Below are 20,639 nucleotides of genomic sequence, written 5' to 3'. Positions count from 1 at the left end.
CCATATTGTCGGGCTGACAGGATTTGAACCTGCGACCACTTGACCCCCAGTCAAGTGCGCTACCAAACTGCGCCACAGCCCGTTGTCTTCGGACCTCTCGGTCTTTCGACTGCCCACCGGAGCGGGCGGATTAAAGACTAGCCGACGAGTGCTGTTCTGTACCAATCGCCTGGTCAGAAGGGGTGTTCCCCGACTCGTCGGCCTCCGCCGGTCAGTTGGTCGAGGAGCGCTTCTTGAACCAGATCCAGCCGCCGGTGACGATGAGCGCGCCGACGAGCGAACCGATGATGCCGCTGGCGTGGAGTTCGATGCCGTGACCGGTGATCAGGCTGATCAGCAACCCGCCGATGAAGGAGCCGACGACGCCGGCGACGAGCGCCAGACCCCAGTCGATACTCCACATGTTCTTGCCACCGATGATGAGCTGAGCCAGAGCACCGATGACCATTCCGAAGACGATGCTTGCCAAGATGAGCACGAGAGGCAGTATCTCACAGCGCCTCCCACATCAGTCACAGCCGCACCAGGAACGCACAAACCCACCCTTTTTCGGTAAACGCTCCAGCCGAGGAGGCGGCGGGTTTACCGAAAAGAGGTGGGCTTGCGGAGGCGGTCAGCGCTTGCGGCGCTGCTCCCGCTTGTCGCGCACACGCACGTTGATGCGCACCGGTGAACCGTCGAAGTTGAACTCCTCGCGCAGACGACGCTCCAGGAAGCGGCGATAACCGGCCTCGAGGAAGCCGGTGGTGAACAGCACGAAGGTCGGCGGTCGCACCGACGCCTGGGTCGCGAACATCACGCGCGGCTGACGACCACCGCGCAGAGGCGGCGGGTTGGCCGCGATGACGTCCTTGAGCCAGCTGTTCAGCGGCCCGGTCGAGATGCGCTTGTCCCACGCCTCGAGCGCGCTCTCCATCGCCGGCACCAGCTTCTGCACCGAACGACCGGTCGACGCCGAGATGTTCACCCGACGCGCCCACGGCACGCGGGCGAGCTCGCGGTCGATCTCCTTGTCGAGCTGATAGCGACGATCCTCGTCGACCAGATCCCACTTGTTGAAGGCGATGACCAGGGCACGGCCGCTCTCGATGATGAGCGAGAGCACGCGCAGATCCTGCTCGGTGATCGGCTGCGAGGCATCGATCAGCAGGATCGCCACCTCGGCGGCGTCGAGGGCCGCCCGCGTGCGCAGCGAGGCGTAGTACTCGTGACCACTCGCGGTACGCACCTTGCGGCGCAGGCCTGCGGTGTCGACGAAATTCCAGACCTTGCCGCCCAGTTCGACGATCTCGTCGACCGGGTCGACGGTCGTACCGGCGACGTTGTCCACCACCGAACGCTCGGTGCCGGCCAGCTTGTTCAGCAGCGAGCTCTTGCCCACGTTCGGCTTGCCGACGAGTGCCACACGACGCGGGCCGCCCAGCACCGGGGTCTCGCGCGGAGTCGCGGGCAGCTTCTGCAGGATGACGTCGAGCAGGTCACCGGCACCACGGCCGTGCGCCGCCGACACCGGGTGCGGTTCACCGAGTCCCAGCGACCACAGGGCAGCCGTGTCGGCCTCCATCCGCTCGCTGTCGACCTTGTTGGCGCACAGGATCACCGGCGTCTTGGACCGGCGCAGAACGCGCGCCACGGCTTCATCGGTCGCGGTGGCACCGACGGTCGCGTCGACGACCACGACGATCACGTCGGCGGTCCGCATCGCGAGTTCGGCCTGGGCCGCGACGGCCTGCTGCAGGCCCTTCGCGTCGGGCTCCCAGCCGCCGGTGTCGACGACCGTGAAGCTACGTCCGGACCAGCTCGCCGAGTAGGACACGCGGTCACGCGTGACACCCGGGATGTCCTCGACCACGGCCTCACGCCGGCCGAGGATTCGGTTGACGAGAGTGGACTTGCCCACGTTGGGGCGTCCGACGATCGCCAGCACCGGCATGTGCTCGACCTCGGCGGCGCCGTCGGCGCCCTCGATATCGGTCAGCTGCCAGTCGGATTCGTCCGACCAGATACCGTCTCCGGGCAATGCCGCCAGGTCGGTCTCGAAGTTGTCGCTCACCGTTCTGATACTCCGATCCGGGTCTCGACGAGGCCGCTCAGTTCGTCGAGCACCTCCATGAGGGTCTTGTCACTGGTGTCGACGACGACGGCGTCATCGGCGGCACGCAGCGGAGACACCGCGCGCGTCGAATCCAGATGGTCGCGGCGGTTCACGCTGTCCAGGACCGCTGCGTAATCGCTGTCGCGTCCCGCGGCCAGATTCTGCTTGTGCCGCCGGTCGGCTCGTGCCTCCGGCGTGGCGGTCAGGAAGATCTTGACGTCGGCCGCCGGGAACACCACGGTCCCGATGTCGCGACCCTCGACCACCACGAAGCGCCCCTGCGCGTTCTGTCGCTGCAGCGCAACGAGTTTGGTGCGCACCTCGGGAACCGCGGACACCGCCGACACCGCACTGGTGACATGGTCGGTCCGGATCGGCCCGGACACGTCGCGACCGTCGAGCAGCACCGTCGACGACCCGTCGCCGTTGGGGATCAGCTCGATGTCGACCGCGTCGACAACCCGGGCGATACCGGCCGGATCGTCAAGTGCCACACCGGCGTCGAGAACCGCCAAGGTCACCGCGCGGTACATCGCCCCGGTGTCGAGATAGCTGGCGCCGACCTTGTCGGCGAGCAGCTTCGACACCGACGACTTGCCCGTACCGGCCGGCCCGTCGATGGCGACGACGCGCGTCGTGCCAGCGGTCACAGTCCGACCGCCTTGTACAGGCCGCCGACCTCGTCGCTGCCGAGGACACGCAGGCTACCGGGTCGCTGCTCCCCCAGCGCGACCGTACCCACATGGGTGCGAACGAGTTTCGTGACCGGGAAACCGACCTCGTCCATCATGCGGCGCACGATGCGGTTGCGTCCCTCGTGCAGGGTGATGCGCACCAGCGACTGTCCCTCGTGGACCTCGATGACGGTGAACTTGTCGACCTTTACCGGGCCGTCTTCGAGTTCGATGCCCTCGCGCAGGTGACGAGCGATCGCGCGCGGCACCTCACCCTTCAGGGTCGCCAGGTAGGTCTTGGGCACCTCGAACGACGGGTGCATCAGCCGGTGGGCCAGCTCGCCGTCGTTGGTCAGGAGCAGCAGGCCCTCGGTGTCGGCATCGAGCCGGCCGACGTGGAACAGGCGCTGTCCGGCCATCACGCGTTCGGCGACCACGTCACCGACGCACGGCCGGCCCTGGTCGTCGGCCATGGTCGACTGCCAGCCCTTGGGCTTGTTGAAGGCGAGATACTGCTTGGTCTCGTCCATGATCACGCGCGCATCGTCGACGTGGATGATCGCGGTGTCGGGGTTGATGCGCAGACCCTGCTCGGTGACGACCTTGCCGTCGACCTTCACACGTCCGGCGGCGATCATCTCCTCGGCGCCGCGGCGCGAGGCCACACCCGCCTGTGCCAGGACCTTCTGGAGTCGGACACCGTCTGCGACGAATTCCGGCCCGTTGCCGCTCACCTGCTCCGGTGCCACCTGGTGGCGTGCGGGCCGGGCGTTGTTGAGCCGGATCTTCCCGACGTCGGCGTTGGGTTTCGACGACCCCTTGCGGTGCGTCTTCTTCGTTCGCGGTTGCTGTGCGGGGGCGCCCTTACGGCGTTTTCCCGGTGAGCCATCTCGGCCAGCGGAAGCCATTGTTCTCAATCCTGTGTTCGGCAGATCCATGCGGATCTAGTCATCGTTCAGGTCACCGTCGGTGGCCAGTACCTTCGAGTCTGACGGCTGAGGTGACAATTTGGCGAATCGGGGATCCGACAACAACTCCTCGTCGAGGTCGTCGATGAGGTCGACGTCGGGCAGCAGCGGCGCCAGATCGGGCAGTTCGGACAGCGAGGCCAGGCCGAGCCGCTCCAGGAACATCTCGGTGGTCGCGTAGGTCGTGGCGTTGGTCTGCGGGTCCTGGCCGACCTCGTTGATCAGGCCGCGGGCGACGAGCGTCCGGATCACACCGTCGACGTTCACACCACGGATCGCGCTGACACGCGCACGCGTCACCGGCTGCCGGTAGGCGATCACCGCGAGCGTCTCCAGGGCCGCGCGCGTCAGCTTGGACCGCGCTCCGTCGAGCAGCAATCGCTCCACATACGGCGCGTAGTCGGCCCGCGTGTAGAAGCGCCAGCCGTCGCCGGCGAAACGCAGGTCGAAACCGCTGCGCGCCGCGGTGAACTCCGACGACATGGCATTGAGCATCTCGCGCACCCGTGTCCGGTCCTGGTCGACGGCATTGGCCAGCTCCTCGGTGGTCACCGGGGTGTCGACGACGAGCAGCACGGCCTCCAGCGCCGACCGCAGGGTTTCATCGTCGAGGACCTCGGCCTCGTCGGCCACCGCCTCGTCGTTCACGTCGTCGGCGTCGTCGATCGGTCCGTCGGTCATCCGTAGTCCTCTGCCTTGTCGATGCGCAGGTCGTCGATCTGGCGCTCACCGGTCCACATCACGGCGAGATCGCCGAGCGCCTCGGGTTGTTCGAAGGTAATGGCCTGCTCGCGGTAGAGTTCCAACAGACCCAGGAAGCTACCGACGATCTCCAGCCCACTCTCGCAGTCGGCGGTGAGATCGCGGAAGTGGACCCACTCCCCGACCGACGCGCTCAGCAAAGCCGCCATCCGCCGGGCCTGACCGGGCACCGACACCGACTGGACGTCGTGGAGATGGTCGAGTCCGACGGTCGGCACCGGCCGCGGGGTCAGCGCGGTCGCGGCCACCTGCACGAACCCGTTCGCGTCGACGCCGAGCGTGACCTCCGGCAGCAGGTCCTCGAACCGCTGCTCCAGCGAGACTGCGCGCGGATAGCGTTGCAGCGCAGCGGCTTCCAGCTCGCCGAACAACTGTGCCACCTGCTTGTACGCGCGGTACTGGAGCAGTCGGGCGAACAGCAGGTCACGGGCTTCGAGGAGTGCGAGGTCCTCGGGGTCGTCGACCTCGCCCGACGGCAGCAGCCGTGCCGCCTTGAGATCGAGCAGCGTGGCCGCCACGACGAGGAACTCGGTGGTCTGGTCGAGCCCGACCTCCGGTCCGAGCTCGCGGGTGTAGGCGATGAAGTCGTCGGTCACCACGTGCAGCGCGACCTCGGTGACATCGAGCCGGTGCTGCGAGATCAGGTTCAGCAGCAGGTCGAACGGGCCCTCGAAGTTGCGGAGTTTGACGCGGAAACCGGATTCGGGGGCCTCGGATTCAGCGGCGTCGTTCTCCGCGGGGGTGTCGCCGACCGGCTCCGACACCTCGACCGGCGCCGGCGCATCGGGTCCGTCCACCTCGGGTGCAGAAGGATCGGACACGGCCGGGTCGGTGTCGACGGTCATGCGCCCTTGAGGTTGCGCGCGATCACCTCGCGCGCCAGCGCCCGGTACGCCTTCGCGCCGGCCGAGCGGGGTGCCCAGGACGTGATCGGTTCACCGGCGACGCTCGTCTCCGGGAAACGGACCGTACGGGAGATCACGGTGTCGTAGACGGCCTCGCCGAACACCTCGACGACACGCGCCATCACCTCGCGGGAGTGCAGCGTGCGGGCGTCGAACATGGTGACGAGGATGCCCCCGAGGTCCAGGCGCGGGTTGAGACGGTCGCGCACCTTGTTGATCGTGTCGGTGAGCAGCGCCAGGCCGCGCAGCGAGAAATACTCGCACTCCATCGGGATGAGCACGGTGTCCGAGCAGGCGAGGGCGTTCACGGTGAGCAGGCCCAGCGACGGCTGGCAGTCGATGAGCACCACGTCGTAGCGGTCCAGGACGGGGTGCAGCGCACGGCCCAGGGACTGTTCGCGCCCCACCTCGGTGACGAGCTGGATCTCCGCTGCCGAGAGGTCGATGTTGCTCGGCAGGAGGTCGAGTCCCTCGACGCGTGTCCGCATCAGCACCTCGTCGGTGGCCACCTGCGGCGGGACGAGGAGGTTGTAGACCGTCTGCTCGAGTTCGTGGTGCGGCACACCCAGACCCGCGGACAACGCACCCTGCGGGTCGAGGTCGACGAGCAGGACGCGACGGCCGTACTCGGCGAGCGCGGCACCGAGGTTGATGGTCGAGGTGGTCTTGCCGACCCCGCCCTTCTGGTTGCAGACGGCGATGACCGTCGCCGGACCGTGACGGTCGAGGGGTCGCGGTTCGGGAACCTCGCGATAGGGACGTCCGGTGGGGCCGATCTCGTCGGCCGCGTGGTGGTCGACCTCGTCGGCGTCATGACCCGGTGAGACCTGGATCCTGTACTGATCCCCCGCGGAGGTCACGACCGCGTCCCCGAACACTCGAGGCGGGTGCCAGACCGCGGTGCGCTCGGAGTGGTCACGTGCCCGCCGCTCCCTTCACTCTTCGGTGTCCGATGCGTGTCGGCCGGGCGGCGGATGCCGGTCCCTGGTCGACGACTCGTATCAGCCTAGGACATCGCGGACGTTCACCCGCGGTCGGCGCGCGGTCAGCGGGCACGCGGATGTGCGACGGCATAGACCTCACGCATCGTGTTCACCGTCACGAGTGTGTACACCTGCGTGGTGGTCACGGATGCGTGCCCGAGGAGCTCTTGGACGACGCGGACGTCGGCGCCGCCGTCGAGCAGATGCGTCGCGAAGCTGTGCCGCAACGTATGCGGGGAAACCGCCTTGTCCAGCCCGGCACGTTCGGCGGCGGTGACCAGTACCTGCCAGGCCGACTGCCGGGAGAGGCGCCCACCCCGGGCGTTGAGGAACAGCGCCGGCGTCGCCCGCGACACCAGCGCGGGACGACCGCGGACCAGGTAGGCGTCGATGGCGTCGATCGCCGGTCCGCCGAGCGGGACGAGACGTTCCTTGCCGCCCTTGCCCCGCAGACGCACCGCCCGGGTGTCGAGGTCGAGGTCGTCGATGTCGAGTGAGGTCGCCTCGGAGATGCGGGCTCCGCAGCTGTAGAGGAACTCCAGCAGGGCACGGTCGCGCAGGGCGCGGGGATGGTCGTCGGCGCCGGCGGCCTCCAGGATCGCCAGCACCTCGTCGACCGGTAGCGACTTCGGCAGACGCCGCGCCGGACGCGGCGGACGGACCGCATGCGCGACGTCGGTCGTGACGATCCCCTCCTCGACTGCGAACTTGTGAAAACGCCTCGTCGCCACCAGGGTTCGCGCAATCGAGCTGTCCGCGAGTGGCGTGAACCCGGCATCGGGATCACCTCGACGAAGATCGACGAGGAACTCGCGCACGTCCTCCTCGGCCACCGCGTCCAGCGACGCGATGTCGCGCGATTCGAGATACCGCTTGTACCGCTCGAGGTCCCGGCGATACGAGGACACCGTGTTGGCCGCCGCACCCCGTTCGACGGTGAGGTGATCGAGGAAACGCGAGATGTCGGCGGCGATCGTCACAGGCGACCCACCGCTCGGGTACTCACGGCTGGGGTACTCACGAGCGGCGCCGACGATCGCGAAGCGCGGTGGGTTCGTCGGTCCACGGCGCGTCGACGCCCCGTAGACCGGTCCCCGACCGTTCCGCCGCCGTGGCGGCCAGGATGCCCGCGACGCTCGTGGCGTTCACGATCTCCCCGGCCAGCACCATCGCGACGGCGTCGTCGAGCGGCACCCATTCGACCTCCAGGTCGGCTTCCTCGTCGACGCGCTCCGCCTCGTCGAGGTGATGCAGGTCCTCGGCGAGGTAGAGACGGAGCGCCTCGTCGGTGAACCCCGGCGACAACGCCAGGTCGACGAGCACGTGCCAGGTGCCGGCGGCCAGGTCGGCCTCCTCGGCCAGTTCGCGCTGCGCCGCCGTCAGCGGTGCCTCACCGTCCTGGTCGAGAAGGCCGGCAGGCAACTCGAGAAGTCGACGGCCGATCGGATGCCGGTACTGACGCACCATCGCGATCCGGCCGTTCTCGTCACGGGCGAGGACCGCCACCGCACCGAAGTGCTCGACGACCTCCCGCTCCGCGATACGTCCCCCGGGCATGGCCACGTCGTCGACGCGCAGCGTGATGATCGCCCCGTCGTAGACGGTGCGGGTGCCGGTGACGTCGAACTCGTGGCCACCCAAGCCCGTCAGCCCTCGGTGCCGGTCTGGTCGATCCCGGCGACCGGCTCGACGGTGACGTCGTTGACCGCCGCGACGGTGTCGGCGGGCGCGTCGTTCGACTCGTAGTCGTCACCGAGATCCACCGGAAGCCGTTCGGCTGCCTTGTATTTCAGTGCCGCCTCGATGAACGAGCGGAACAGCGGATGGGGACGGGTCGGCCGGCTCTTGAGCTCCGGGTGCGCCTGGGTGGCGACGAAGAACGGATGAACCGACTTCGGGTACTCGACGAACTCGACGAGGTGCCCGTCGGGCGAGGTGCCCGAGAAGACCAGACCCGAATCGGCGATCTTGTCGCGGTAGGCGTTGTTGACCTCGAAGCGGTGACGGTGACGCTCGGACACCTCACGGGAGCCGTAGGACTCGGCCACGACCGAACCCGCCTTCAGGACGGCGTCGTAGGCGCCGAGGCGCATCGTGCCACCCAGGTCCGCCTCGCCGGCGACCGCGTCGGCCTGGTCGGCCATGGTCGAGATGACCGGATGCGGGGTGTCGGGATCGAACTCCGTCGAGCTGGCCTCGTCGAGACCCACCGAGCGTGCCGCCTCGATGACCACGCACTGGAGACCCAGGCACAGACCGAGCAGCGGGATGCCCCGGCGGCGTGCATACGAGATCGCGCCGACCTTGCCCTCGATGCCGCGGATGCCGAAGCCGCCGGGGATCAGGATCGCGTCGACGTCGCCGAGTGCGGCCTGCGCACCCGCCGGGGTGTCGCAGTCATCCGACGGCACCCATTTGATCTCGGTGCGCGCCTTCCAGGCGAAGCCGCCGGCACGGATGGCCTCGGTGACCGACAGGTAGGCGTCGGGCAGGTCGACGTACTTGCCGACCAGCGCGACCCGCACCGTCTCGCGCGGCTCGTGGACGCGGTGGAGCAGCTCGCCCCAGACCGTCCAGTCGACATCGCGGAACGGCAGCCCGAGCTTGCGGACCACATAAGCGTCGAGGTGCTCGTTGTGCAGCACCTTGGGGATGTCGTAGATCGACGGCGCGTCGGGGGTCGAGATCACGCCGTCGAGCTCGACGTCGCACATCAGCGCGATCTTCTTCTTGAGTCCCTCGGGCACGTCGCGGTCGCAGCGCAGGATCAGCGCGTCGGGCTGGATACCGACGTTGCGCAGCGCGGCGACCGAATGCTGGGTCGGCTTGGTCTTCAGCTCACCCGACGGCGCGAGGTACGGGACCAGCGAGACGTGGAGGAAGAAGACGTTGTCGCGACCGACCTCGTGGCGCACCTGGCGCGCAGCCTCGATGAACGGGAGCGACTCGATGTCGCCGACCGTGCCACCGATCTCGGTGATGACGACGTCGGGAACCTCGCCGTCGGCGTCGGGCTCGCCCATGGCCAGCACACGGGACTTGAGCTCGTCGGTGATGTGCGGGATGACCTGCACGGTCTCACCGAGGTACTCGCCGCGTCGCTCCTTGGCGATGACCGTCGAATACACCTGTCCCGTGGTCACATTCGCCGACTGCGAGAGGTTGCGGTCCAGGAAGCGCTCGTAGTGTCCGACGTCGAGGTCGGTCTCGGCGCCGTCCTCGGTCACGAAGACCTCTCCGTGCTGGAACGGGTTCATCGTGCCGGGATCGACGTTCAGATAGGGATCGAGCTTCTGCATCGTGACCCGTAGGCCCCGAGAAGTGAGAAGTTGACCCAGGCTCGAGGCCGTGAGGCCCTTACCCAGTGAAGAAGCGACGCCACCAGTGACGAAGATGTGCTTGGTGTCGTGAACGTGTCGCAAAGGTCGCAAAAGCGTGTCTCCCGTCGGCCGAATCGGGGCGGATGCCCTGATTACCTACGGGACTCCAGGGTAACACCACTGTGCCGCCGCGCTGTACCGCCACACCGACGCGCGGCGTGGCGGTACTCACTCCGACGACGTGATCGGCTCGATTGCGGCGGTCCCGATGGTGTCAGGCGGCCGGCTTGCCGTCGGCCCCGACGGTGACCGCGGTGGCGCCGGCGCCGGTTCCGTAGGACCCGGTCGCACCCTTGCCCTCGGCGGCGAGCGCCAGGACGGTGGTGATCAGGCCGGTCGGCTGATCGACGTTGTCGACGGTGGACACGGCGTTGGTCAACGACGGGTCGGCGCGGACCACGGCGATCGGTGAGCCGCCGTTCGCCGAACCGGTCCGACCGACGAGCACTCCGCCCACGCCACGGACGGATGCCGCCGCGGCCAGGCGTGCGACCACAGCACCCTGGGCGCCCGAGTCGGGGCCGAACTCGTCGCCGGTCACGACAACCATCAGATCGGCCGGTGTGACGGCGTTGTTGGCGTAGTCGATGAACCCACCGTCACGCAGGGCGGCCAACCCGGTCCGGCGGTCCGCGGACGACGCTGGGCGGGTCGTCTTCCCGGAGAGCACGAGTGTTCCGAGCAGGTCGCCGGCCCGGCTGCCCGAGTCGGTCAGCTCGGCACGCAGGATCGCTCCCGGCGGGATCGTCTGGTCAACGATGGTGCGCAGCTGCTCGGCGTTCTGGTCGCTCAGGAGGGACTCGGTCAGCGCGATCTGACCGGCGAAGCGCGCGCCGGCGCCCGAGATGTTCTCCTTCACGGCGTCCACGTCGGCCTCGGCCGCGTTCGGCGCGGTCACCACGAGAACCGACTGGCCGCGCAGAGTGTTGGCGATGAGCCGGGGCCCGATCGCCAGGTCGAAACTGTTGGCCGCGTTCAGTTTCGCGTTCAGGTCGTCGCGCTGGTTCTCGAGATCACCGATGCGGTCCCGGCTGGTGCCGGTCATCGAGTTCACGCGATCGCCGACGAACCCCGAGCCGAGGAACAGTCCGAGCGCCAATGCCAGGAATACCGCGACCAGTGAGATCGCATGCTGTCGTAGCGAAATCATCGCCTATCGGTTCCAGACCTCTCGTGCCCAGTCGAGCAGCGCATTCCACTGCGTGACAATCCAATCGGTGACGTCGGCGCCGGTGTTGGACAGCAGCAGCGCCGCGATCACGGCGACCAGTGCGGCCAGGACGACACATGCGATCGCGGCACCTGAGACGCGGCTGCGGTACAGCGTCGCAACGGCTTTCGCGTCGACGAGCTTCTGTCCGACCTTGAGGCGGGTCAGGAACATCGACGGGTTGCTCTCGCGACGCGAACGGTCGAAGAAGTCGTCGAGCGTGCCGGGGTAGCCGACGGTGACGATCAGGTCGGCACCGTGGTAGTCGGTCAGCAGCAGGGCGAGGTCTTCCGCGGAACCGGCCGCGGGGAAGGTGGTCGCACCGATACCGAGATCCTGGATGCGCTCGAGGCCTGCGGCGTGGCCATCGGTGTCGGCCGGAAGGACCAACTGGGCACCGGATTTCAGCGTCGGGGTCTTGATGTTCTCCGGATCGCCGACGATGATCGCGGGCTTGTAGCCGGCCTTGGTCAGGGTGTCGGCACCGGTACCGACGCCGACCATCACCGGCTGGTACTCCTTGATGAACGGCTTGAGTGCGCGCAGATCTGCGGCTCGGTCGGCGCCTTCGCCGACGATGATCACGTGCCGGCCGGCGAGGTCGACGTCGATGTCCGGCACGCCGACACCGTCGATCAGCAACGGGGACTCGCTGCGGATGAACTCGATCGTGTTGCCCGAGAACGCTTCCAGATGATCGACGAGGCCCGCCTTGGCGCCGATCATGATGTCGGCGATGTCGCGCTCGTCGAGCTCGGTGCCCAGGGCCAGTCGACGCTCACCGACGAACAGGCGGTCGTCGTGGACGCGCACCTTGGCGCCGTCCTTGACACGCTTGAAGATCTCCGGACCCACATCGTCGAGGAGCACGATGCCGGAGGCGACGAGCACCTCCGGGCCGAGGTTCGGGTAGCGGCCGGTGATCGAGCGGGAGACGTTGACCACCGCGACCACGTTGGCCTCGACGAGGGCGTCGGCGGTGACGCGGTCGAGGTCGACCTCGTCGAGGATGGCGATGTCACCCGGGCCGACCCGACTGAGCAGCCGCTTGGTGTTCTTGTCGATCCTGGCGATACCGGTCACGCCAGGCAGTTCTTCGGTGTTACGCGCGAGCAGTGCAGGCATCTTCATGCCCGCAATGATTGACCGAACACACGACGGAGCCCGGGAGGCGCGCCGTAACACGAGAAACTTTTGTCACACAAGCAACACGGGCACCAGCCCGTCCGAGTTCAGTGCGCGGCCCGTTCGGCCTCCGCGGTGGCCAGTAGTTCCTCGGCGTGCGCGCGTCCGGTGTCGGACTCCCCCAGGCCGGCGAGCATGCGTGCGAGTTCGGCGACACGCTCGTCACGGTCGAGGGTCCGCACACTGCTGGTGACCAGCGCACCCTTCTTGGACTTGCCGATCACGAGGTGGTTGTCGGCGAAAGCCGCGACCTGCGGCAGGTGCGTGACCACGATGACCTGATGGGCTCGGGCCAGCCGCGAGAGACGCTTGCCGATCTCCACCGCCGCACGACCGCCGACGCCGGCGTCGACCTCGTCGAACACCATGACCGAACCGGAGGTCGGCGCGGCGAGGACAACCTCCAGCGCGAGCATCACACGCGACAGTTCACCGCCCGACGCCGACTTCGCGATCGGGAGCGGCGTGGCCCCGGGGTGCGCGACCAGCGCGAACTCGACCTTGTCGGCTCCGTCGGCCCCGGCATGGGCGCGGGTCCCGGCGACCGTGATCGCGAGCCGGTCCTCGGGCGAGGCGGGTTCGGGACTGACGGAGACCGCCAGAGCCGAGTCGCCCATGGCGAGGCCCTTCAGCTCCTTGGACACCTTGTCCGCCATCGACGACGCCGCCTTGACGCGCAGCGAGTGCAGTTTGGCCGCAGCGGCCTCGACCTTCTCCAGCGCCGTAGCGGCCGCGGACTCGAGCTCTTCGATGGATGCCCGCGGGTCCTCGATCTCGGCGAGTCGGGCCTGCGCCTTGTGCCGCCAATCGATGACGCCGTCGACGTCGGGTGCGTACTTGCGCACGAGGGACTTGAGTTCGGCCTGGCGGGCCAGGAGTTTGTCGAGTTCGTCGGCATCCGCCGGGAGACTCGAGGTGAACGCGGTCAGTTCGGCCCCCACGTCGGTGATGACGGTGAGCGCCTCGGAGACGCGTGGGACCAGTCCTCGCAGGGTGTCGTCGGCGGCGCCCTCGAGGAGTGTGCGGACGGAGCCCAATCCCTCGATGACCGATGCCCCCGAGTCGCCGGCGACGATGTGGTGGGCCTGATCGGCGGCCCCGCGGATGGACTCGAGGTCGGACAGACGCCTGATCGTCGCGGTCAGATCCTCGTCCTCGCCCGGGAGCGGATCGACCGCGGCGATCTCGTCGATGCCGAAGCGGAGCCGGTCGGCTTCCTGTGCGAGCTCGCGGTAGTTGGCGCGACGGGCATCGAGCTCGTCGAGGATGTCGACCCACGCGGTCCGCGCCTTGCGGTAGGCCTCCAGCGCGGACGATGCCTTCGATCCGCCGAACGTGTCGAGAGCCGCACGCTGATGCTCCGGACGAAGCAGACGCAACTGATCGTTCTGTCCGTGGATGGCCAGGACCGCGGTGGTGAGCTGACCCATCACGCCGGCGGGGACCGAACGGCCACCCAGATGAGCGCGGGAGCGCCCGTCGGCGCTCACCGAGCGCACCGCGATCACGGTGTCGTCGTCGTCGAGTTCGGCTCCGGTGGAGTCGAGGATGTCGGCGACCACCGGGTCCTTCTGCACACCCTCGGCGTTCGCCAGCCGGAAGCGACCTTCGACGATCGCCTTGGCGCTACCTGTTCGGACGCGGGTCGCGTCGGCGCGCGCACCCGACAGCAGGTGCAGGCTGGTGACGATCATCGTCTTCCCCGCGCCGGTCTCACCGGTCAGCACCGTGAAGCCCGGGTGGAAACGCGCCTGCGCCTCCTCGATGACACCGAGTCCGGTGATCGACAGTTCTTCGAGCACCCCTATGCCTGCCTCCCTCGCCATCCCGTGACCGGGAGGGCGAACTTGGTCACGAGCCGGTCGGCGAACGGATCGGAGTCGATCCGGATCCAGTTGACCGAACGATCGCTGCGTACGACCTCGACGCGGGCGCCGGCCGGCACGTCGAGTGCTCGACGGCCGTCGCACAGCGCCACCGCCGAGCGTCCGTTCTTGTCCACTTCCACGGCGATGCGCGACCGCGGGCTCGTCACCATGGGCCGAGCGAACAGCGCGTGGGCGTTGTTGGGCACCACGAGGATGGCCTCGAGGTCCGGCCACATCACCGGGCCGCCCGCGGAGAATGCGTAGGCCGTCGACCCGGTCGGGGTCGCGACCAGCACGCCGTCCGCGCCGAATGCCGATACCGGGCGACCATCGACCTCGGTGACGAGTTCGAGCACACCGTTCTTGCTGGTGTTGAGGATCGCGACCTCGTTGAGCGCCCAGCTGCTCGCCGTCGGCGGGTCGGGGTCGGCCGGGTCGACGATGTCGATCTCGAGCGTCATCCGCGGTTCGATGCGGTAGTCGCGGGCGATGAGCTGATTCATCACCTCGTCGACCTTGTGCGCCTCCGATTCGGCGAGGAAGCCGATGTGCCCGAGGTTGATGCCCAGCACGGGCACCCCCGCCGGACATGCCAACTCGGCGGCGCGGAGAAACGTCCCGTCGCCGCCGAGGACGATGACGAGCTCACATCCCTCGGCCGAGGCGGACTCGGCGGTGGTCACCTCGACCACGGCGCCCAGGGACCGGAGGTACTCGGGATCGACGGGTACGTTTCCGGGTCGCGACTGCTGATCGTCGCGGTTGCGGTAGATCACGTCATGATCGGGGGCGTCCCGGTCGAGGGTGTCGTGGTCGACGACGCGCAGCGCGACACCGGCGGCACCGCAGTGGCGGGCGATGGCCTCGATCGTCTCGAGGACGTTCTCGCGTCCGGTGTGGGCGACCACCAAGAACTCGCGGGCACCGGCGGACTCGGCTACCGAATCGTCGGTCACTGGTGGTTCCCTCCCAGAGAAGTGTGGTCGGACGTGTGTGGTCGAGCAGGAACGAGATGAGCAGGCGCCGGCCGATTCGGACTCAGCTCGGCCCCTCCGCGACCGCACGCTCGATCATGGAGCGGAGTTCGTCGGACGATGCCGACGGGTCGACCCTATCGCTCTCCCCCGACTCCTCGCCCGCCCGGCCACCGGGCTCGTTGCGCAGCCAGAGGAAGAACTCGACGTTGCCCGACGGGCCCGGCAGCGGACTGGCCACGACGCCACGGGTCACGAGCCCGAGTGCGGCCGCCTCTGTCGCCACCGCCAGCACGGCCTCGGCACGCAGAGCGGGGTCGCGCACGACGCCGCCGGAGCCGACGCGGTCCTTGCCCACCTCGAACTGCGGCTTGACCATGGGCAGCAGATCGGCACCCGGCACCGCGCAGCGCGCGAACGCCGGCAGGACGAGTCCCAACGAGATGAAGGACAGGTCGGCCACCACGACGTCCACCGGACCACCGATCGCTTCCGGTTCGAGGTGCCGGACGTTGGTGCGGTCGTGTACGTGAACGCGGTCGTCGTTCTGCAGACGCCAGATCAGTTGTCCGTAACCGACATCCACGGCGACGACCTCCCGGACGTCGCGACGCAGCAGGACATCGGTGAAGCCGCCGGTCGAGGCACCTGCATCGAGGCATCGGCGACCTGCCAGGGACAGCCCTTGGGGCTCGAACGCCTCGAGAGCACCGAGGAGTTTGTGGGCGCCGCGCGACGCCCAGTCGTCCTTCGGTGCTTCCACCACGACGATCGGGGTATCCCTGGTGACACCGGTCGCGGCCTTCGCCGCCACCGTTCCGTTGACCTTCACGACGCCGGCATCGACGAGTTCGCGCGCCTGCTCCCGGGATCGGGCCAGGCCACGCCGGACGAGTTCCGCGTCGAGTCGCGCTCTGGTGGCCATCGTCAGTGCCGCGTCCGGAGTCGGATCATCGGCGGTCCACCGCGTCGAGCGCCGCGGTGAGGGCGTCGTGAGCCTGCTCGAGGAGGTTGGCCTGACGCTCGAGGGCAGCGAGCGAGAAGGTGTCACCGACCGACTCCCGGAGATCGTCGACCTGCACGAGGAGCTCGGAGACGGTGGCCTCGACGTCGGGCAGGTCGAGTGCGGCGTCTGCGCCCGACGAGGGATCGTCGTTGAGTGCCGCCATCGGGTCGTACTGACGACGCGGCATGGCGCCCGGACCGGGTCGGGGCGCCATGCTGTTCGGTGTCGGAACGCTGCTCAGGCCCGAAGGACTGCTCTCGTCACTCGGATAAGTCATCGTCACCCACGCTAGCCGACCAGGGTGACACCCAGCGACGCCAGCTTGTCGCGCGCCGGGCCCTCGGCACGAATCCGCAGTTCCTCCGGATCAGCGGTGCCCGCATCGACCGCGGCCCAGGTGGCAGCTGCCAGAGCAGGAACGAGTCCGATTACGTCGCCCGAGCCGGAGACAGTCACGGTGGACGCCTCCACGCTCACGGTCCAGCCCGGCTGATCGGCCACGCGAACCGCGTCGATCTCGTCGAACACGCCGGCCAGATCGTCGATGACGTAGGTGGGACGCTGCTCCGGCGGAGCGGCCAGCAGGTCGGTGACCGTGCTGACGCCCGTGAGAACCAGTGCACTCTCGATGCCGACGGCGTGTGCGCCCTCGATGTCGGTGTCGAGACGGTCGCCCACGACGAGCGGTGAATTCGCCGCAGCACGGGCGATCGCGTCCGCCATCAGCGGGGCAGCCGGCTTGCCTGCGACGAGCGGCTCCTTGCCGGTGGCGTTACGCAGTGCGGCGACCATCGAACCGTTGCCGACGAGCAGACCGCGCTCGGACGGCAGTGTGGCGTCGACATTGGTGGCCACCCACAGGGCGCCGGCCCGGATCGCCAGCGCGGCCTCGGACAGCTGGGCCCAACCGGTGTCGGTGGAGTGTCCCTGGATGACGGCTGCGGGACGGTCGTCGGCACTGCGCGTGACGCCGATGCCGACCTCGCGCACCTCTTGCGCCAGCCCGTCGGTGCCGATGACCAGCGCCCGCGACCCCGGAGGGAGATGCTCGGACAGCAACCGCGCCCCCGACTGAGCACTGGTGACGACGAGGTCGTCGGTCGCATCGAAGCCGAGCTCACGAAGGTGGGCGGCGACCTCTGCGGGACGACGACTCGCATTGTTCGTCACGAAGAAGCGAGGTATGTCGAGCCGGTCGAGGGTGTCGACCGCGTTCGGCAGTGCCTGGTGGCCCGCGAAGACGGTTCCGTCGAGGTCCAGTAGCAGCGCATCGTATCGATCGACGAGTGCCTGCGACCCGGTACTGCCCTCTTCTATGTAGCTGGACGTCGCCGACAGGTCGGCAGTGCCTTCCAGGCTGTCGATCGTGTCGGTGTCGGCCGGCTCCGAAGAGGCGACCCGTTCGGGTGCAGTAACCGGCTCAGGAGCAGCGATCGGCTCGGGTGCGGAGACCGGTTCAGGTGCAGCCACCGGCTCAGGGTCAGCAACGGACTCGGGAGCCGGGCTCGTCTCGGCCGGAGCAGGCTCGGCAGTCACAGGCTCGGCAGTTACCGCCTCCGGCTTGGCCTGCTCGGAGGCCGCCGGAACCTCGGACACCGCGCTGTCGGCGAGAACATCGACTCCGTCGACGTCCGGCTCGCCGTTCCCGACGGGTGTGTCGTCGTTCGCGAGCTCGGTCAGGCGGAACTCGGCGTCGGTGACGTCGTCGATGTCGGCGGCGGCCGCATTCATGAACCAGGTGATGGCCTCGTCCCGACGACCGGACGCGTACAGCGCCGATGCGTAGGCGTAGAACAGGCGTGCGGGACCGGTTCCCACCTGTCCCGGCTTGAGGTTCTCGGCCTGCAGCGTCACCACGGCCTTCTCCGGCTCGCCGAGGTCGATACGCGCACCGGCTTCGACTATGCGCATCTCGGTGGCTTCCTCACCGGTCAGCGCACGGCCCTCGTCCCCGCGGGCGATCTCGACGGCACGTTCCGGACGTCCCAGCCCACGCTCGCAGTCGGCGATGAGGGGCAGCAGCGCGTTGTTGCCGGTGATACGACGGGCAGCACGCAGTTCGGTGGCGGACTCCTGCCACTCGCCGGCGTTGTACGCGGCGATACCGGTGGTCTCCCGGACCACGCCGACACGGGACGCACGGCCTCGTGCGGCACGGGCATGCTCGAGGGCGAGAGCCGGCTCTTCGAGAAGTAGACGCGAGACCATCACCAGGTGTTTCGCGACGATCTCGGCATTCGCCTTGTCGAGGGTCAGCAGGTCGCGACGAACTTCCGGATCGAGATCCGACGCATTGAGGTCATCGGGTAGCGGCGGACCCTGCTGCCGTCGGCCACCGTCGCCGCGCTCACGCCCCGGACGGTCCGGGCGACGCCCCCGGCCCGAATCACCACGGCTGGAGTCGCCCTGGCCACGGGATCCCCGCTGACCTCGGGGGCCACCCTGGCCCCGCGACTCGCGCTGATCTCGCGTATCACGTTCACCGCGTCCGTCACGACGCGGACGATCACGATCACTCATAGCTGCCAATCTATGCCCTCGAACCTTGATGGGAAGCATCGCCGGCCACGTCGAGACGACGTGCGCGAACGAGAAAAGCCCCGTATCCGACGAAAGAAATCATCGAATACGGGGCCCTTCTGAAATTGTGTTCGGCGGTGTCCTACTCTCCCACACTGATTAAGGTGCAGTACCATTGGCGCTGGAGGGCTTAGCTTCCGGGTTCGGAATGGGGCCGGGCGTTTCCCCTCCGCTATGGCCGCCGTAACTTTATGAAACAACCACACACACAGTTGTTTATTTATGTGTGTGTTGTTTCAGAAGTGTCATAGTGGATGCGAACACACCAGAGAACGTGTTTCTGTGGTGTGTGGGTGTTGTTGGTAAGTCCTCGGCCGATTAGTACCAGTCACCTGAACACATTGCTGTGCGTACAGTTCTGGCCTATCAACCCCATGGTCTGTAGGGGGCCTTAACCCCGCAAAAGGGGGTGAGAAACCTCATCTTGGAACAGGCTTCCCGCTTAGATGCTTTCAGCGGTTATCCCTTCCGAACGTAGCTAACCAGCAGTGCCCCTGGCGGGACAACTGGCACACCAGAGGTTCGTCCGTCCCGGTCCTCTCGTACTAGGGACAGGTTTCCTCAAGTTTCTTACGCGCGCGGCGGATAGAGACCGAACTGTCTCACGACGTTCTAAACCCAGCTCGCGTGCCGCTTTAATGGGCGAACAGCCCAACCCTTGGGACCTACTCCAGCCCCAGGATGCGACGAGCCGACATCGAGGTGCCAAACCATCCCGTCGATATGGACTCTTGGGGAAGATCAGCCTGTTATCCCCGGGGTACCTTTTATCCGTTGAGCGACACCGCTTCCACTTGCCGGTGCCGGATCACTAGTCCCGACTTTCGTCCCTGCTCGACATGTACGTCTCACAGTCAAGCTCCCTTGTGCACTTACACTCAACACCTGATTGCCAACCAGGCTGAGGGAACCTTTGGGCGCCTCCGTTACTTTTTAGGAGGCAACCGCCCCAGTTAAACTACCCACCAGGCACTGTCCCTGAACCCGATCAGGGTCCGAGGTTAGAAGTCCAATACGATCAGAGTGGTATTTCAACAACGACTCCATGAACACTGGCGTGCCCACTTCACAGTCTCCCACCTATCCTACACAAACCGAACCGAACACCAATACCAAGCTATAGTGAAGGTCCCGGGGTCTTTTCGTCCTGCCGCGCGTAACGAGCATCTTTACTCGTACTGCAATTTCGCCGAGTCTGTGGTTGAGACAGCAGAGAAGTCGTTACGCCATTCGTGCAGGTCGGAACTTACCCGACAAGGAATTTCGCTACCTTAGGATGGTTATAGTTACCACCGCCGTTTACTGGGGCTTAAATTCTCAGCTTCGCCACCCAAAGGTGACTAACCGGTCCTCTTAACCTTCCAGCACCGGGCAGGCGTCAGTCCGTATACATCGTCTTACGACTTCGCACGGACCTGTGTTTTTAGTAAACAGTCGCTTCTCTCTGGTCTCTGCGACCCACACCCGCTCAGAGAGTAAATCCCGTCACCGGTCTGGGTCCCCCTTCTCCCGAAGTTACGGGGGCATTTTGCCGAGTTCCTTAACCACAGTTCTCTCGATCGCCTTAGTATTCTCTACCTGACCACCTGTGTTGGTTTGGGGTACGGGCCGTGTACCAACTCACTAGAGGCTTTTCTCGGCAGCATAGGATCATGGAATTCGCCGCTACGGCTACGCATCACCTCTCAGGCTTGATGTGTTCCGGATTTGCCTAGAACACGCCCTACAGGCTTACACCAGTACAACCACTGACTGGCCCCACTACCTTCCTGCGTCACCCCATCGCTTGCCTACTACCAGCCAAGGTCCCATGCATCACCCCAACCTGGCACCCGAAGGTGCTCCTGGGGGATCTGGATGGTTAGTACAACTGATTCAGCATGGGCGCGGATACACGGGTACGGGAATATCAACCCGTTGTCCATCGACTACGCCTGTCGGCCTCGCCTTAGGTCCCGACTCACCCTGGGCGGATTAGCCTGGCCCAGGAACCCTTGGTCATTCGGCGGAAGAGTTTCTCACTCTTCTTTCGCTACTCATGCCTGCATT

General features: G+C 67.1%; 17 protein-coding genes, 1 tRNA gene and 2 rRNA genes (1 of these 20 only partly in view). All 20 read right to left on the bottom strand.

Going from position 1 to position 20,639, the window contains the following annotated elements:
• Positions 1 to 8: 8 nt before the first annotated feature.
• A tRNA-Pro gene (locus tag GKZ92_RS10140) sits at positions 9 to 82 on the bottom strand.
• A 129-nt stretch (positions 83 to 211) separates the two neighbouring features.
• On the bottom strand, positions 212 to 478 hold the full coding sequence (locus tag GKZ92_RS10135) for a GlsB/YeaQ/YmgE family stress response membrane protein (RefSeq protein ID WP_042375713.1): 267 nt from the start codon (positions 476 to 478) through the stop codon (positions 212 to 214).
• Positions 479 to 613: 135 nt separating this feature from the next.
• Positions 614 to 2,053 carry a ribosome biogenesis GTPase Der gene (gene der, locus GKZ92_RS10130; protein ID WP_035752246.1) on the bottom strand — a complete coding sequence of 480 codons (1,440 nt, stop codon included), beginning with the start codon at positions 2,051 to 2,053 and terminating at the stop codon, positions 614 to 616.
• Positions 2,050 to 2,745, bottom strand: a complete 696-nt coding sequence (cmk, locus tag GKZ92_RS10125) for a (d)CMP kinase (protein ID WP_035752244.1) — start codon at positions 2,743 to 2,745, stop codon at positions 2,050 to 2,052. The genes der and cmk overlap by 4 nt, the downstream gene beginning before the upstream one ends.
• Positions 2,742 to 3,677 (bottom strand): pseudouridine synthase, encoded by a 936-nt coding sequence (locus GKZ92_RS10120; protein ID WP_155225232.1) that lies wholly within the window; start codon positions 3,675 to 3,677, stop codon positions 2,742 to 2,744. Before GKZ92_RS10120 ends, cmk begins: the two co-directional genes overlap by 4 nt.
• Before the next feature lie 36 nt (positions 3,678 to 3,713).
• On the bottom strand, positions 3,714 to 4,418 hold the full coding sequence (gene scpB / locus GKZ92_RS10115; protein ID WP_035752242.1) for an SMC-Scp complex subunit ScpB: 705 nt from the start codon (positions 4,416 to 4,418) through the stop codon (positions 3,714 to 3,716).
• Positions 4,415 to 5,344, bottom strand: a complete 930-nt coding sequence (locus GKZ92_RS10110; RefSeq protein WP_035752239.1) for a segregation and condensation protein A — start codon at positions 5,342 to 5,344, stop codon at positions 4,415 to 4,417. Before GKZ92_RS10110 ends, scpB begins: the two co-directional genes overlap by 4 nt.
• Positions 5,341 to 6,282: a ParA family protein gene (locus GKZ92_RS10105; RefSeq protein WP_006360847.1), complete on the bottom strand. Its 942-nt coding sequence runs from the start codon at positions 6,280 to 6,282 to the stop codon at positions 5,341 to 5,343. Before GKZ92_RS10105 ends, GKZ92_RS10110 begins: the two co-directional genes overlap by 4 nt.
• A 167-nt stretch (positions 6,283 to 6,449) precedes the next feature.
• Entirely contained in the window at positions 6,450 to 7,367 is a 918-nt protein-coding gene (gene xerD, locus GKZ92_RS10100; protein ID WP_006360846.1) for a site-specific tyrosine recombinase XerD, read from the bottom strand.
• Between the two features lie 37 nt (positions 7,368 to 7,404).
• Complete coding sequence (locus GKZ92_RS10095; protein ID WP_006360845.1) at positions 7,405 to 8,028, bottom strand: NUDIX domain-containing protein; 624 nt, start codon at positions 8,026 to 8,028, stop codon at positions 7,405 to 7,407.
• 5 nt (positions 8,029 to 8,033) lie between these two features.
• Positions 8,034 to 9,818: a CTP synthase gene (locus tag GKZ92_RS10090; protein WP_075862581.1), complete on the bottom strand. Its 1,785-nt coding sequence runs from the start codon at positions 9,816 to 9,818 to the stop codon at positions 8,034 to 8,036.
• Positions 9,819 to 9,981: 163 nt separating this feature from the next.
• A complete protein-coding gene (locus GKZ92_RS10085; protein WP_035752236.1) occupies positions 9,982 to 10,917 on the bottom strand; it encodes a copper transporter in 936 nt (311 codons plus the stop codon).
• A 3-nt stretch (positions 10,918 to 10,920) separates the two neighbouring features.
• Positions 10,921 to 12,108 carry a putative cytokinetic ring protein SteA gene (gene steA, locus GKZ92_RS10080; protein WP_035752234.1) on the bottom strand — a complete coding sequence of 396 codons (1,188 nt, stop codon included), beginning with the start codon at positions 12,106 to 12,108 and terminating at the stop codon, positions 10,921 to 10,923.
• Positions 12,109 to 12,209: 101 nt separating this feature from the next.
• A complete protein-coding gene (recN, locus tag GKZ92_RS10075; RefSeq protein ID WP_075862582.1) occupies positions 12,210 to 13,964 on the bottom strand; it encodes a DNA repair protein RecN in 1,755 nt (584 codons plus the stop codon).
• A 2-nt stretch (positions 13,965 to 13,966) separates the two neighbouring features.
• The gene (locus GKZ92_RS10070) at positions 13,967 to 14,986 is read right to left on the bottom strand and encodes an NAD kinase (RefSeq protein WP_006360840.1); all 1,020 of its coding nucleotides are present in this window, start codon (positions 14,984 to 14,986) and stop codon (positions 13,967 to 13,969) included.
• Positions 14,987 to 15,068: 82 nt separating this feature from the next.
• Positions 15,069 to 15,929 (bottom strand): TlyA family RNA methyltransferase, encoded by an 861-nt coding sequence (locus tag GKZ92_RS10065; protein ID WP_035752229.1) that lies wholly within the window; start codon positions 15,927 to 15,929, stop codon positions 15,069 to 15,071.
• A 25-nt stretch (positions 15,930 to 15,954) separates the two neighbouring features.
• Complete coding sequence (locus GKZ92_RS10060; RefSeq protein ID WP_035752526.1) at positions 15,955 to 16,287, bottom strand: hypothetical protein; 333 nt, start codon at positions 16,285 to 16,287, stop codon at positions 15,955 to 15,957.
• Between the two features lie 11 nt (positions 16,288 to 16,298).
• Entirely contained in the window at positions 16,299 to 18,530 is a 2,232-nt protein-coding gene (locus tag GKZ92_RS10055) for an HAD-IIA family hydrolase (RefSeq protein ID WP_196222039.1), read from the bottom strand.
• A 129-nt stretch (positions 18,531 to 18,659) separates the two neighbouring features.
• Positions 18,660 to 18,776: ribosomal RNA gene (gene rrf, locus GKZ92_RS10050) — 5S ribosomal RNA — on the bottom strand.
• Between the two features lie 112 nt (positions 18,777 to 18,888).
• A 23S ribosomal RNA gene (locus GKZ92_RS10045) occupies positions 18,889 to 20,639 on the bottom strand (it continues 1,385 nt past the right edge of the window).

Source organism: Gordonia sp. 135 (assembly GCF_009720185.1).
Lineage (GTDB): Bacteria > Actinomycetota > Actinomycetes > Mycobacteriales > Mycobacteriaceae > Gordonia > Gordonia alkanivorans.
The sequence above is the reverse complement of the archived record's forward strand: the minus strand, read 5'-3'. Positions and strand labels throughout refer to the sequence as shown.

Bases quoted from the DNA above. Each gene is read 5' to 3' on its own strand.
- scpB (WP_035752242.1), bottom strand. From the start codon at position 4,418: ATGACCGACGGACCGATCGACGACGCCGACGACGTGAACGACGAGGCG.
- GKZ92_RS10120 (WP_155225232.1), bottom strand. From the start codon at position 3,677: ATGGCTTCCGCTGGCCGAGATGGCTCACCGGGAAAACGCCGTAAGGGC.
- GKZ92_RS10110 (WP_035752239.1), bottom strand. From the start codon at position 5,344: ATGACCGTCGACACCGACCCGGCCGTGTCCGATCCTTCTGCACCCGAG.
- GKZ92_RS10085 (WP_035752236.1), bottom strand. From the start codon at position 10,917: ATGATTTCGCTACGACAGCATGCGATCTCACTGGTCGCGGTATTCCTG.
- GKZ92_RS10060 (WP_035752526.1), bottom strand. From the start codon at position 16,287: ATGACTTATCCGAGTGACGAGAGCAGTCCTTCGGGCCTGAGCAGCGTT.
- GKZ92_RS10055 (WP_196222039.1), bottom strand. From the start codon at position 18,530: ATGAGTGATCGTGATCGTCCGCGTCGTGACGGACGCGGTGAACGTGAT.
- steA (WP_035752234.1), bottom strand. From the start codon at position 12,108: ATGAAGATGCCTGCACTGCTCGCGCGTAACACCGAAGAACTGCCTGGC.
- GKZ92_RS10065 (WP_035752229.1), bottom strand. From the start codon at position 15,929: ATGGCCACCAGAGCGCGACTCGACGCGGAACTCGTCCGGCGTGGCCTG.